Raw genomic sequence first — 13,366 nt, 5'->3', positions numbered from 1 at the left:
CCCCGCCCTGCCGCCGATCGCGGGCGTGACCCCGCGCGTCGCCCGCGCGCGCTACAAGGCATGGGATCGTTGCGACCTCACCTTCGTCACGCTGGAAGCCGGCACCTCCGTCGCCGGTGTGCTGACGCAGAGCCGCTGCCCGTCGCCCGAGGTCGAATGGTGCCGCAAGGCGCTGGTGCTGGGCCAGGCGCGCGCGCTGGTGGTGAACGCCGGCAACTCCAACGCCTTCACCGGCCACCGCGGCCGTGAGGCGGTGGAGGCCGTCGCCGCCCGCGCCGCCGCGCACCTCGGCTGCCAGCCCTCGGACGTGTTCGTCGCCTCCACCGGCGTGATCGGCGTGCCGCTACCGATCGACAAGGCCGAGGCCGGGCTCGACGCCGCCTTCGTGGCCGAACCGTGCAGCTGGGAAGCCGCGGCAGAGACGATCATGACCACCGACACCTTCGCCAAGGCCGCGACCGCCACCGCGATCGTCGGCGGCCGAACGGTGACGCTGGTCGGCATCGTCAAGGGCTCGGGCATGATCGCGCCGGACATGGCGACCATGCTGGGCTTCGTCTTCACCGACGCGGCGGTCGATCCGGCCTTCCTCCAGTCGGCGCTGTCGGCGGCCAACACCAAGAGCTTCTCGTGCATCACGGTCGACGGCGACACCTCGACCAGCGACACGGTGCTGGCGTTCGCGACCGGCCAGGCCGGCAACACGCCGCTGGTGGATGCCGACAGCGACGGCGCCGATGCGTTCGCCGCCGCCCTCTTCGACGTCTGCCTCAGCCTCGCCCAGCAGGTCGTGCGCGACGGTGAGGGCGCGTCGAAGTTCATCCAGATCGATGTGGAGGGCGCCGAGAGCGACCGCAGCGCGCACCGGATTGCGATGAGCATCGCCAACTCGCCGCTGGTGAAGACCGCGATCGCCGGCGAGGACGCCAACTGGGGCCGCGTCGTCATGGCAGTCGGCAAGGCCGGAGAACCGGCCGAGCGCGACAAGCTCTCGATCCGCTTCGGCACCACGCAGGTGGCGCGCGACGGGCTTGCCGTCACCGGCTACGACGAAGCGCCGGTTGCCGAGCATCTGAAGGGGCAGACGGTCGAGATCGGCGTCGACCTGGGGCTCGGCGAGGGCCGCGCGACGGTTTGGACCTGCGATCTCACCCACGGCTATATCTCGATCAACGCCGACTATCGGAGCTGACCCCATGACCGACGCCCGCCACACCGCCGTCTGCACGTTGCTGCGCGAGGTAGCGGCGGCGGTCGTCCTGCCGCGCTTCCGCCACCTCGACGCCGCCGACATCGAGGAAAAGGCGAAGGACGACCTGGTCACCATCGCGGACCGGGAGGCGGAGGTGGAGCTTGCCCGCGGGCTCGCCGGCATCGATCCGGACGCGCGCATCGTGGGCGAAGAGGCATGCGCGGCAGACCCGACGCTGCTCGACACGGTGGGGAGCGGCCGCGTGTGGCTGATCGACCCCGTCGACGGCACCAACAATTTCGCGGCCGGCAAGACGCCGTTCGGGATGATGATCGCACTCGTCGAAGATGGCGTCCCGCAGGCCGGCTGGCTCTACGATCCGGTGGCTGACCGCATGTGCCACGCCGTCCGCGGCGGCGGCGCCTTCATCGACGGAGAGCCGGTGACCGCGCGAGCGACGGGTGCGGCCGAGCCGGTCGCGGCGCTCGCGACGTACTTCATGTCGGACGAGGATCGCGCCGCGCTGGCCGAGCGCGTCTCGGGCAAGCTGACGCTGGTCGAGATCCCGCGCTGCGCTGCCGAGCAATATCCGCGGCTGGTGCTCGGCGAGAACGACCTCGCCCTGTTCCAGCGCACCCTGCCCTGGGACCACGCCGCGGGCGTCCTCTTCCTGGAGGAAGCCGGCGGGCGCGCCGCCCGCGCGGATGGCTCGCCGTACCGCGTCGGCGACAATCGCCGGGGCATGCTCAGCGCCGCTTCGCCGGAACTATGGAAAAAGGCCGCGCCGCTGATATTCGGATAAAAGAAGGGCCGGCGTATGCCGGCCCTTTGCTGCTTAGAGCTCGCCCTGGAGCCAGCCCTTGATCTGGCCCTTGGGCGCGGCACCGACCTTGGTGGCGGTGGGCTGGCCGTTCTTGAACAGGATCATCGTCGGGATGCCGCGCACGCCGTACTTGCCCGGCGCGTCGGGGTTCTCGTCGATGTTGAGCTTGGCGATGGTCACTTCCTCGCCGAGTTCCTCGGAGATTTCCTCGAGCGACGGGCCGATCATCTTGCACGGGCCGCACCATTCCGCCCAGAAGTCCACCAGCACCGGCTTGCCCGCATCGAGGACATCGGCCTGGAAGCTGCTATCGGTGATCGCCTTGGTCGCCATTGTCGTAATCTCCTTTGTCGCTGCGTTACCTAGGTTCGGGCGGGCGCGGTCTCAACCGTCCGAGGCCAAGCTTTGCTCCCGAGCGGCCAAGCGCGGCTTGTGCTGGTCGAGCAGTTCGTCCGGCAGCTCGATCAGCCGCGGCACCGCCGTATAGAGCAGCGCCGCCTCGATCCTGCGGCCGGGAAAGATCACCGCCAGCGCCGCCGCATAGGCCGCCATCTGCCGCAGGTGATAGGTCGGCGCCTCGGCCGCTGTCTCCGGCGCACGCCGCCCGGTCTTGAAGTCGACCACCAGCACGCGGTCCTCCTCGATCAGCAGCCGGTCGACCGTGCCCGACACCACCGTGCCGCCGATCGTCGCCGCGATCGGCGCCTCCGCAAGCGCGCCCGGGCCGAACAGCGGCGCAAACCGCGGCACTTCCAGGATCGCCAGCGCATCGCGCACGATCCGCCGGCGCTCGGCCGCATCCTCGACCTGCGCCGCGCCCGCCAGCCAGCGGTCGCCAGCAGCGGCGCGCTCGGCGGGCGGCAGGCTCGGGAGCCGTTCGAACATCTGGTGGAGCAAGCGCCCGCGCTGTGCGGCGGCGCGCATCGCCGGGGTCGGCGGCGGATCCGCGACCTCGTCCTCGCCCAGCGACGAAGGCGCCAACGGCCTCGGCGGACGCGCCTCCTCGGGCGCTGGCGCACGCAACCATGCGGGGTCCGGCTCGCTCGCCGCGCCCACCGTCTTCGCGCCACCGCTGCGTTGCGGGATCGGCTTGGCCGGGGTTCGGCCGCGGAACACGCGCGTGCCGTCCTCCTCCGTGCCCACCTCCAGCGCATCGAGCCCGGCGGCAGCGGCGGCATGCCAGCTGAGCGGCGGCGCCACCCCTTGCGCCCGCGATCCCGGCGCCCCCGCGATCACCAGCCGTTCCTCGGCGCGCGTGGCTGCGACGTAGAACAGCCGCCAATGCTCGGCGAGTTCCTTGGCATCCGCCTCGGCCAGTGCAGCGTCGAGCGGCCGGTCGCGCTCGCCTGCGCGCGGGCGGAACACCGGAAAGGCCGGGCCGTCATACCCCTCGGGCGTCCACAGCAGCGTCTCGCGCCGGTTCTGGCTCGGATCGATGCAGGCATCCGCCAGGATGACCAGCGGCGCCTGCAATCCCTTGGCGCCATGCGCGGTCATCACCCGCACCGCGCCGCCGCCCTGCGACGGATCGCGCTTGATCTCCACGTCGCCGCGATCGAACCAGTCGAGGAAGCGCTGAAGCGACGGCGTCGAGACCTGCTCGAAGCTCAATGCGGCGTTCAGCAGTTCCTCGATCGGATCACGCGCCTCCTCGCCCAGCCGCAGCACCAGCTTGCGCCGACCCTCCAGTGGCCCGGACAGAAGCTCTTCCAGGAAGCGGTAGGGCGTCGCCACGTCGGCACGGCGCAGGATCTGGTGGAGCGGCGCCAGCGCCTCGTCGGGCTGGGTCAGCCGCAGGTGGCGCCACAGGCTCCCGCGCTCGCGCAGCGCCGCCGCTAGCAGCTGATCCTGGCTCCAGCCGATCAGCGGCGAGACCAGCAGGTTGGCGAGCGACAGGTCGTCGTCCGGCTGGAGCGCGAAGCGGATCGCGGACAACAGGTCCTGCACCGCCAGCGGCGCGTTCAGCCGCAGCCGGTCGATGCCCGCGACCGGCACCCCTTCCGCATAGAGCCGCGCGACGATCAGCGAGGCGAGTTCGCCGCGACGCTTGACCAGCACCATCACGTCGCCCGCGCCAAGGGTGCGTCCCTTGCTCTCCAGCGGCAGCGTGCCGATCCACTCGCGGATCTGGCGCGCGATCCTGCCGGCGAGGGTGCGGGTCGCATCGGCGATCCACTGTTCCTCGCCCTCTTCCCCCTCGCCCGCTTCCTCGACGGTCGGTGCCCACAGGGTGACGGTGCCCGGCCCGGCCACGCGGCTGGCGTGCTGGAGCCGTTCCTCCATGTCCCCCATGCCGGGCTGCGGAAAGGCGTCGATCGCCGCGTCCACGAACTCCAGTACCGGCGCGGTCGAGCGGAAGCTTTCGGTCAGCGATAGGGTGTCGAGCGGCTGCGCCTCCGTGTCGAACTCCGGCGCGACCGCCGCGCGCTGGTCGAACAGCTGGTGTGCCGCCTTGAAATAGACCGGGTCGGTGCCCTGGAAGCCGAAGATCGCCTGCTTGTAGTCGCCGACTACGAACAAGGTGCGCAGCCCCGCCACCCGCGCGCCCTCGCCCGCGAAGAACTCGTCCACCAGCGCGCGGACGATCGCCCATTGCTCGGGGTTGGTGTCCTGCGCCTCGTCGATCAGGACGTGCTCGGTCGCGAGGTCGAGCTTGAAGCGCACCCACTCGCCGATGCCGGGCTGGCCGAACAGCGCCAGCGTGCGCGCGATCAGGTCGTTGAAGTCGACCGCGCCCGCGCGCCGCTTCGCCTCGGCATAGGCGGCGGCATAGCGGCGCCCGGCCTCCAGCGCGGCGGCGAGCAGGTCGGCATAGGCAGCGCGGCGGCGCATCGCGACCAGCTCGGCGCAGCGGCTGCCGATCGCTTCCGCCGCCAGGTCATAGTCGGGCATCGCCGCCAGCACCTTGGCCGATGCCTTCTTGAGCGTATCCTTCTGGGTGAAGAACTGGCCGTAGAGCGTGTCCAATGCCTCGGCACGGGCGGCAGAATCGGCCTCCAGCCAGGTCTCGATGGCGGCAGCGACCTTCAGCCCCGTTGCGGTGCCCCAGGCGCGGTTCGCCTCCATCAGGTCGCGCAGTGCGTCGACGTCGAACGCGTCGTCGCAGCAGCCGTCGCAGATCGCGGCGTCGAGGTCCCCGCGCGGCAGGTCGAACGCGTCGCGCAGGAAGCCGGACAGGTCCGCGGGCAGCGCCGCCATCGCGTCGGGCCGGCGTGCGCATTCGGCCAGGAACGACTCCGCCCGTCCCTCGCCCAGCCGCAGGCTGAGCGCAGCGATCGCATCGCCCAGCGTCACCCGCCCCTTCCGCTGCTCCTCCACCAGCATCGCGGCGAGCGCATCGCGCGCCATCGCCGCTTCCTCGCGCGCCTCCAGCGGGCGGAAGCCGGGGACCAGCCCCGCCTCCACGGGGAAAGCGGACAGCAAGGTCTGGCAGAAGCTGTGAATCGTCTGGATGCGGATGCCGCCGCCCGGCGCATCGAGCACCCGCGCGAACAGTGTGCGGGCGCGGGCGATCAGCGCTTCGTCGTTCGGGTCCTCGCCCAGCGCGAACAGGTCCTTCCTCAGGTCCTGCTCCGGCAGCCGCACCCAGCGTGCTAGCCGCGCATTGACGCGCTCGGCCATCTCGGCCGCGCCCGCCTTGGTAAAGGTCAGGCACAGGATCGCCGAAGGCTCGACCCCGCGCAGCAGCAGGCGGAACACGCGCGCGGTCAGTACCTGCGTCTTGCCAGTCCCGGCCGAGGCGGACAGCCAGACGTGGCGGCTGGGATCGCTCGCGCGCGCCTGGTTGCCGCGCAGTTCGGGAAGCAGGCCGGCGCTACTCACGGCCATACCATTCGTCGCGGCGCATCAGCTGGTCATACTCGGCAAAGGGGGCGTATTCGGGCTTGAGCTTGGCGGTGAACGGCGCCTCGCCGGTCAGCCAGTTGGCGGCAGCCTCGGTAAAATGATGGAGCGCGAGCGCGACGAAGCGGTCGGTCGGCACGCGGTTGTACTTGCCCGCCGGATCGACCGGCGTCGCGACATAGCCGAACGCGTCGCCCTTCTTGGCGAGCGACCAATATTCGAAGGCAGTGGCAGTGCCGCCGATGTTCTCGAAGGCGCCACGCTCCGCCATGATGCCGAGCAGCCCCAGCTGGAGGCTGAAGCCGTCGCGCACCGCGCGGGTCGAGGGCGGCTGGCCGGTCTTGTAGTCGACCACCGCGAGATCGCCGTTCTCCAACCGGTCGATCCGGTCGAACTTGCCGCGCAGCTCGACGCCCGCGAGGTCGATCTTGCCCTCGCCCTCCACGCCCAGGATGCTGCGGCCGCCGGCCATCTGCGCTGCGACCTGGCCCGCGATCCAATCGACCGCCTCGCGCAGCCGCGGCACCCACAGCGCGCGCAGCAGCGGGTGGGTGCGCGGATCGGCGGCAAGCTGCTCGACGCGCGCGCCGAGCTTCGCCGGATCGAACCCGTCGTGACGCGCCCATTCCTCCAGTACGTTATGCACCGCCGTGCCGCGCCACGCAGCGCTTGGATCGGCATCAACAGGGTCGAGTGCCGCGAGCCGCAGCATCCGCTTTGCATAAAAGGCGAAGGGATCCGCCTTCAGTCGATCGACTTCCGTGACGGAAATCTGCCGCGGACGCAGCGCCACCGGCGGGCACGGCGCCGGGCGCGGCGCCGGGTCATAAGCGCCCGGATCGTCGATCGCATGCGTCCACCGCGCCAGCGCCTGGGCCCGCGTAAGCCCGCCCGACAGCGCCTCCAGCCGCAACCAGAAGCGCGAGGCCACCGTCGGGCCGCTCGCGTCGCGGTGGGCGCGGGTCAGCAGCACCTCCTTCGCGCCCAGGCTGTTGGCGAGGTCGTGCGCGGCCAGGCCGATGCGGCGTTCGAGGCCTGGCAGACCAAGCTCCGCCCGGATGCGCGGCGCCAGCCACGGATCGGGCGCGGGAAGGCCCGGCCACACGCCCTCGTTGAGCCCGCCCAGAATCGTGAGATCGGAAGTCTGGAGTTGCGCTTCGAGCAGGCCGTAGATGGCAAGCCGCGGGTGCCCCCCATGCGGCGGTCGCACGGCAACCTCATCCATCAGCGTGCGGAGCATCGGGCCGATGGACTCCGGCTCCACCATCGCGGGGCCGTGCATCGCCTCCTGCTCCAGCGTGTCGAGCAGCTCGGCAGCAGCCCGGCCTTCGGGACGCGACCAGAGCGCATCGCCACCCAGCGCCGTCGCCGTCGCCCGCAATGCTGCAAGCAGTTCCGGTAGCGGGCGTGCGCCCCCGGCATAGGCCTCGGCAAGCGGCGCTAGCAGCGGCCGGGTCTTCTCCCACCACGGTGCCGCCGCACGCCGAAGCGCACCCTCGCGCCCTTCCGCATCCGCAAGAAAGGCGTCGAGGCCGGCGAGCCCAGGAGCCGGCCGCGGCCCCCGCAGCGCGCGGTCAAGCCGCCGCACGCCCTCCAGCCATTCCAGCCGCCCCTCTTCCGCACAAGCGAGCGGGTGCTTGAGCAGCGCCAGCAGCGGCAGTGGCGCGAAATCCTGCGCGGCGACATCGGCGAGCGCGAGCAGCATCGTACCCGGCGGCAGCACCGACAGAGGCTGACCGGCCGTATCGTCGACCGTGATGCCCCAGCGCGCGCAATGCGCCGACACGCGGCGCGCCAGCGCGCGATCCGGCGTCACAAGCGCCGCGGTTTTGCCCGGGATTTCCAGTGCCTGGCGCATGGCAATGGCGATCGCCTGCGCTTCCTCGGCCGGGGTCGGCACATCCAGCGCCTGCACGCCCGCAAGGCTGCGGCGTTCGGCCGGTAGGTCGATCCAGCCATGCGTGCGCTCGGCAGGCGCGAGAGCACTTTCGATCGTGCGGCTGCGCGCGGGGCGCGCGTCATGCTCGCTGCCGGCCCGCCACGTCTCGAACTCGCGCCGGCCCACCCCCATCCGATCGAGCAGCAGCTTCAGCTGGAACTGCGGGTGGGTCTCGAGCGAGCGTCGACGACGGCCGGTGACCGGGTCCGGCTCGTGCGGGCCGAGCAGGTCCCACTCCGCATCGTCCATGTCGATGGCGAGGCCGGAGAGCACGACGCTTCCCTGCCGCAGTTCGGCGATGGCGCGCAACAGCCGGGCGATCACCGGCGAGGCACTGGCGATGCCGGCGGCGCAGACGAAGCTCGGCGGCGGTGTCGCCCGCCAGCGCGCGATCAGCCGGTCGAGCAGGCGCCGGCGCCGCACCGCCAAGTCGATGCGGCCGAGCGCCTCCAGCTCCGTGGGCCAGCGCACCAGCACCGTCTCGAACATTGCGAGCGAGCGTTCCCAATGGGTCTGGAGCGGCTCGTCGAACGAGATCCGCTTGAGTGCGTCGGGCTCGACTTCCTCCACCAGCAACTGGTCGAGCGTACGGGCGAGATCGCCCGCGAGACGCACCGCCTCTGCGGCATCCACCGGACGGCCGGCGCGCGCGCGCTCCTCCGCCACCAGCCGCGACAGGATCATGCGGCGCGCGAGCGGCGCGACCGCAGGCGGGATCGGATCAAGGTCGTCGGCGGGGTCCGCGAACGGCCCCACCGCCTCGTCGATCTCCGGGTCGCCGACCGCCACCAGTCGCGGCATCAGCAGGCCGCCGTTGCTCGCGCGCACGAAGGCGTCGGTGATCGCGCGCTTGGCGCGGTTGTTGGGCAACAGCACGAAGCCGCGCGCCAGCGCCATCGGGTCGCGCCCGTACTGGCGCAGCAGACCGTTCGCGAGCGCGTCGGCGAACGCCCGGTGCGGCGGAATGGAGAAAAGCCGAAGCCGCGGGGCCTCAGCCATCGGCGAGCGCCGCCTCGGTCTCCTTGATCGCCCCCGGGGTGCCGACGTCGAACCACAGCCCCTCATGGACCAGGCCCCACAGCCGCCCGGCCTCCAGCGCGCGCTCCCAGAAGATGTTCGTGGAGAACGGCCCTTCCGGCCAATCGGCGATCACCCGCGGCGACAGGATCTGCACGCCGGTGAAGACGAACGGCGCAAGCCGCCCCGGCTGGCGGCGACGGGTAATGCGGCCGGTCGGATCGAGGTGGAAGTCGCCATGACCGCTATGGCTTGCCGCACGGGCAAGCGGCACCAGCAGCAGCAGCGCATCCATCCGCGTGTCGTCCCAGGCCTCGGCCAGCAGCCGGATCGCGTCCACTGGCCCATCGACCCACAGATTGTCGCTGTTCACGCAAACGAACGGCTTGTCGCCGATCAGCTCGCGCGCCTGAACCAGGCCGCCGCCCGTTTCCATCAGTTGGGCACGCTCGTCGGAAACGAGCACCTCCATGTCCTTCACCCGCGCGCGCAGGTGCGCCTCCAGAACGTCGGCCAGATAGTGGACGTTGACCACCGCGCGCTTGATGCCCGCCGCGCGCAGCCGGTCGAAGACGTGATCGATCAGCGGCTTGCCCGCCACGCACACCAGCGGCTTGGGCCGGGTGGCGGTGAGCGGGCGCATCCGCTTGCCCAGACCGGCGGCCATCACCATCGCGGTCTCCGGCACCGCCACGTCCGGGTTCGGGCGCAGCGACAGGGTCATGGCCTTGCTCATGCGCGCACCTGCATCGGATCGCCCCGCAGTTCGGCGGGGATGTTGGCGTCGAACCAAGCGGCGACGGGCGCCAGCACCGGCTGGGCAAGATCGCGCTCCAGATAGCGCCAGACGCGCGGGCAGAGCGCCGCGTAGCGCGGCTTGCCGTCGCGCTGCCACAGCCGCGCGAAGATGCCGACGATCTTGGCGTTCCGCTGCGCGCCCAGAACATGGTAGGCGTCTAGGAACTCCTCCCCCACGCCCGTCGTGCGGCGATAACGGTCGAGCATCGCCTCCTCCAGCGCCTGGGAAACGTCGCGCCGCGCATCCTGGAGCAGCGACACCAAGTCATAGGCCGGGTGCCCCGCGAGCGCGTCCTGGAAGTCGAGCAGCCCCAGCGTCTCCGCCTCGCCCTCGATCAGCATCAGGTTTTCGGCGTGATAGTCGCGCAGCACCGTCACGGCCTCGCCGCCGTCGACGGTATCGAGCACGGCCTCCCATGCGGCACGATACCCCGGTACGTCGACCTCCAGGCCGATCGCGGGGCAGTACCATTCCGGCAGCAGCATCACTTCGCGCAGATAGACGCTGCGGTCATAGGCCGGCACCGGCGCCGCCGGATGGTCGCGCAGGCGGATCAGCACGTCGACCGCATCCCCGTAGAGCCGCAGCTCGCTTTCGGGCGCGGCGTCCGCGGTCTCGCGCAGCCGGGCGTCGCCGAAGTCCTCCAGCAGCACCAGCCCCTCGGCCGCGTCCTCGGCCAGGATCGCCGGCGCGCGAAAGCCGCGCTCCGTCAGCCAGCGAGCGAGTTCCACGAAGGGACGCTGGTCCTCCAGCTTGGGCGGCGAGTCCATCAGCACGGCGCTGCGGCCGGCATCCAGCGCACGGAAATAGCGGCGGAAGGACGCATCGCCGGCGAGCGGGACCACCTCGGCCCCTCCCCATCCATGTGCTGCGAGAAAGGCGGGCGCCGCGGCGGGCGGGTTCATGTCAGCGGCCATCGTGCTTTCCATGACGGTGGCACCTTCGCTGTCAAGCGGCGGGTGCCATCGGCTTCGGGGGTAAGGGTGAGCCAGAGCGCGTCTTCCCAGGCGCTGTCCGGCAGCCGCTCGGGCCATTCGACCACCAGCAGCGCGTCGAGCCGCGCCTCGTCCAGGCCAAGCTCCTCGGCCTCGTCCGCATGTTCGATGCGATACAGGTCGACGTGGAGCACGGGAAAGCGCGTCTCCGGCGGCTCATAGGGCTGGACGATCGCGAAGCTGGGCGACGGCGCTTCCTCCATCAGCCCGAGCGCCGCAAGCAGCCCGCGCGCGATGCTGGTCTTGCCGGCTCCCAACGGCCCGGAAAGCGCAATCGCATCGCCGGGGTTGGCGACGCGCGCCAGCGCGGCGCCGAACGCATGCGCTTCTTCGGGGCTATGCAGCAGCAGGTCATTCATCCTCGCGGCACCTCGATCGTGACCAGCGTGCCCGCACCCTGTTCCGACACCAGCGCGATGGTGCCGCCGTGCGCCTCGACGATGCGCCGTGCGAGCGGCAGCCCCAGCCCCAGGGCTCGCTCGCCCCGGCGCAGGGCACCACCCGGCGCGAACCGATCGAGCGCATGCGCGGCCGTGTTGGCGTCCATCCCGGGGCCGTCATCCGACACGATGATGCGGGCCTTCTCGGCATCGCCGTCCGCGTGCAGCAGCACCCGTCCCCGATCGCGGGTGCCGGCGATCGCGTGGTCGAGCAGGTGAGCGATCGCCTGGCCGATCCGCCGGGCATCGCCGACGATGCTCCCGACAGACGGGTCCACCTCCACCACCAGTTCGATCCGCTTGGCGGCGGCGGCCGGCAGCATGTCCGCGGCCATCGCCCGAGCGAGTGGTGCCAGGTCGACCTCCGCGCGTTGCAGCGGCGCGCCTTCGCTTGCGGTCAAGTCGAGCACGTCGTCGATCAGTTCGCCGAGCCGGTCGACCGATTCCAGGATCGCGCCGGTATAGCGCGCACCGTCTTCACTGAGCGCGCCAGCATAGCCGCCGTGCAGCATCTCGGTGAAACCCTTGATCGACGTGAGCGGCGTGCGCAGCTCGTAGCTCATCGCCGCCAGGAACGCCGTCTTGGTGCGGTCCCCCGCCTCCAGCGCCTCGTTGCGATCGCGCAGGGCCTGCTCGATGCGTCGGCTGTCGGAGATGTCGAGCATCGTCAGCAGTGCATTACCGTCCGGCAGCGGCACGGCGCCAAACTGATAGTGCCGCCCGTCCGCCATCGCGAAATGACCGCTGCGCTGGATGCGCTGGACGGTGGCGAACCGGATCAGTTCGGGGATCAGCACCGCGCGCGACGGGTTGGCCAGCATCGGCGCCGCCTGCTCCGCCAGCACGTCCACGCGCGGATGGTCGTTGAGGAACGCTTCCTCCAGTCCCCACAGCTGGCGGAACTTGCTGTTCCACAGCTGCAGCCGGCCGTCGGCCGAGAAGACGCCGAGCGCCTCGAACAGATTGTCGAACGTGGCGGTACGCACCCGCAGCAGCGTGTCGCGCGCGCTCGCCAGCTGCACCTGCTCCGTGCGATCCTCGAAGATCAGCAGCAGCCCGCCTTCCGGCATCGGCTGGGCGACGACGCGCAGATAGGTGCCGCCCGGCAGGTGCCACGGCTCCTCCACCGCCTCGGCCGCGCGGAACCACGCGCGCCGCTCCTGCTTCCAGCCGGGGAAGTCGCGTACTTCCGGCAGGCGCTTCGCCTCGCGCATCCGTTCGAGCACGCGGTCGAACTCGGGACGGTCGGCGAGCCACTCGCCGCGCATTCCAAAGATGCGGCGGAATGGCTGGTTGCAGAACTCCAGCGACCGGTCGGCGGAGAATTGCACCACGCCTGCCGAGAGCCGGTCGAGCACCGCGCGCTGCGCGAGGCGGAAGCGCTTCATCCCCGCCCGCATCTCCTCGACGTCATGGATGTCGACCGCGAAGCCGGCGATGCCCCCCTCTGGCAGCGGCACGTCGTGGACGCGCAGCATGCGCCGCGCGCCGCCGATCGTCGCCGGCATGACGCTTGCCTGCGGTTGGCCCGTGTCTCGCGCGATCAACGCACTGCCGAGCGGCCCGCCCATGCCGTCGCCGTCGACCAGCTCCGCCTGACGGGCCAGCACTTCGCGGGCGTCGAACGCATCCACCGCGCGCACATAGGCGCTGTTGACCATCGCCAGCCGGAGATCGCCGTCCCGATACCACATCGGCATCGGCGCAGCCTCGATCAGCCCCGACAGCGCATCGAAGCCGCTGCGATACTCCTCGATCTCGCGCGAAAGCGTGCCGATCTCCGACTGGAACTCGGTCGCGTCGAAGAACCAGACGAGCGCGCCGCCGTGCGGCTCCAGCGACGCGGGTGCGCGCTCGCCGCTCGCCGTCAGCGTCCGGGCGGCACCGCGCGCGCGGACCTCGATCCGGAACGGCCGCGCGGCGCGCTGCGCACCGCCGATCTCGCGCAACAGCGCCTCGGCACTGGTGGGATCGAGCCCCTCGTCCATTCCCGTGAGGTCGGCCAGCGTCTGCGGCATCGCCGACAGCCCCAGCCATTGCGCGAGCTGCGGCGGCATCTCCACGCGACCGTCGGCGCGCACCAGCATCGCCTGCGCGGGCGATGCCTGCACCAGGGTCGCGTCGATGCTCGCCGCCGCGATCCCGGCACGCGCGCGCCTGCGCAGCCACAGCCCGGCGCCAAGCGCCCACACCGCCCCCACCAGCACCAGCGCCAGGATCGCCCCGGCCAGGATCGCCGAGACGGGGTTCAGAATGATCATCGCCGCGTTCGTCCCCGCGGCCGTGCGAATGCCCTCATCGCCGGCGGTTTAGGCGAT

At 71.2% G+C, this 13,366-nt stretch carries 9 protein-coding genes; 2 read left to right on the top strand and 7 right to left on the bottom strand.

Annotation, left to right across the window (positions count from 1 at the left end; genetic code table 11):
- A partial coding sequence (gene argJ, locus VPH46_RS07890) for a bifunctional glutamate N-acetyltransferase/amino-acid acetyltransferase ArgJ (RefSeq protein ID WP_416610275.1) occupies nucleotides 1-1,192 on the top strand: 1,192 nt, incomplete at its 5' end.
- A 4-nt stretch (nucleotides 1,193-1,196) separates the two neighbouring features.
- Nucleotides 1,197-1,994, top strand: a complete 798-nt coding sequence (locus VPH46_RS07885) for an inositol monophosphatase family protein (protein WP_416610273.1) — start codon at nucleotides 1,197-1,199, stop codon at nucleotides 1,992-1,994.
- Between the two features lie 33 nt (nucleotides 1,995-2,027).
- Here the strand turns inward: VPH46_RS07885 and trxA are convergent, their stop codons facing one another.
- The 7 genes from trxA to VPH46_RS07850 are packed head-to-tail and all read right to left on the bottom strand — an operon-like array spanning nucleotide 2,028 to nucleotide 13,309.
- The gene (trxA, locus tag VPH46_RS07880) at nucleotides 2,028-2,348 is read right to left on the bottom strand and encodes a thioredoxin TrxA (protein ID WP_125959739.1); all 321 of its coding nucleotides are present in this window, start codon (nucleotides 2,346-2,348) and stop codon (nucleotides 2,028-2,030) included.
- Between the two features lie 51 nt (nucleotides 2,349-2,399).
- On the bottom strand, nucleotides 2,400-5,843 hold the full coding sequence (gene addA / locus VPH46_RS07875) for a double-strand break repair helicase AddA (protein ID WP_416610271.1): 3,444 nt from the start codon (nucleotides 5,841-5,843) through the stop codon (nucleotides 2,400-2,402).
- Nucleotides 5,830-8,796 (bottom strand): double-strand break repair protein AddB, encoded by a 2,967-nt coding sequence (gene addB, locus VPH46_RS07870; protein ID WP_416610269.1) that lies wholly within the window; start codon nucleotides 8,794-8,796, stop codon nucleotides 5,830-5,832. The genes addA and addB overlap by 14 nt, the downstream gene beginning before the upstream one ends.
- The gene (locus VPH46_RS07865) at nucleotides 8,789-9,550 is read right to left on the bottom strand and encodes a nucleotidyltransferase family protein (protein WP_416610267.1); all 762 of its coding nucleotides are present in this window, start codon (nucleotides 9,548-9,550) and stop codon (nucleotides 8,789-8,791) included. Before VPH46_RS07865 ends, addB begins: the two co-directional genes overlap by 8 nt.
- On the bottom strand, nucleotides 9,547-10,530 hold the full coding sequence (locus tag VPH46_RS07860) for an aminoglycoside phosphotransferase family protein (protein ID WP_416610265.1): 984 nt from the start codon (nucleotides 10,528-10,530) through the stop codon (nucleotides 9,547-9,549). The genes VPH46_RS07865 and VPH46_RS07860 overlap by 4 nt, the downstream gene beginning before the upstream one ends.
- Nucleotides 10,515-10,967 (bottom strand): tRNA (adenosine(37)-N6)-threonylcarbamoyltransferase complex ATPase subunit type 1 TsaE, encoded by a 453-nt coding sequence (gene tsaE, locus VPH46_RS07855; RefSeq protein ID WP_132882132.1) that lies wholly within the window; start codon nucleotides 10,965-10,967, stop codon nucleotides 10,515-10,517. Before tsaE ends, VPH46_RS07860 begins: the two co-directional genes overlap by 16 nt.
- Nucleotides 10,964-13,309 carry a PAS-domain containing protein gene (locus VPH46_RS07850; protein ID WP_416610262.1) on the bottom strand — a complete coding sequence of 782 codons (2,346 nt, stop codon included), beginning with the start codon at nucleotides 13,307-13,309 and terminating at the stop codon, nucleotides 10,964-10,966. Before VPH46_RS07850 ends, tsaE begins: the two co-directional genes overlap by 4 nt.
- Nucleotides 13,310-13,366 lie beyond the last annotated feature (57 nt).

This window comes from Sphingomonas sp. MJ1 (PH-R8) (genome assembly GCF_048058635.1).
GTDB lineage: Bacteria > Pseudomonadota > Alphaproteobacteria > Sphingomonadales > Sphingomonadaceae > Sphingomonas.
The sequence above is the reverse complement of the archived record's forward strand: the minus strand, read 5'-3'. Positions and strand labels throughout refer to the sequence as shown.

Excerpts from the sequence above, each read along its gene's own strand:
- VPH46_RS07885 (WP_416610273.1), top strand. The coding sequence starts at position 1,197 with ATGACCGACGCCCGCCACACCGCCGTCTGCACGTTGCTGCGCGAGGTA.
- trxA (WP_125959739.1), bottom strand. The coding sequence starts at position 2,348 with ATGGCGACCAAGGCGATCACCGATAGCAGCTTCCAGGCCGATGTCCTC.
- addA (WP_416610271.1), bottom strand. The coding sequence starts at position 5,843 with ATGGCCGTGAGTAGCGCCGGCCTGCTTCCCGAACTGCGCGGCAACCAG.
- addB (WP_416610269.1), bottom strand. The coding sequence starts at position 8,796 with ATGGCTGAGGCCCCGCGGCTTCGGCTTTTCTCCATTCCGCCGCACCGG.
- VPH46_RS07865 (WP_416610267.1), bottom strand. The coding sequence starts at position 9,550 with ATGAGCAAGGCCATGACCCTGTCGCTGCGCCCGAACCCGGACGTGGCG.
- VPH46_RS07860 (WP_416610265.1), bottom strand. The coding sequence starts at position 10,530 with ATGGCCGCTGACATGAACCCGCCCGCCGCGGCGCCCGCCTTTCTCGCA.
- tsaE (WP_132882132.1), bottom strand. The coding sequence starts at position 10,967 with ATGAATGACCTGCTGCTGCATAGCCCCGAAGAAGCGCATGCGTTCGGC.
- VPH46_RS07850 (WP_416610262.1), bottom strand. The coding sequence starts at position 13,309 with ATGATCATTCTGAACCCCGTCTCGGCGATCCTGGCCGGGGCGATCCTG.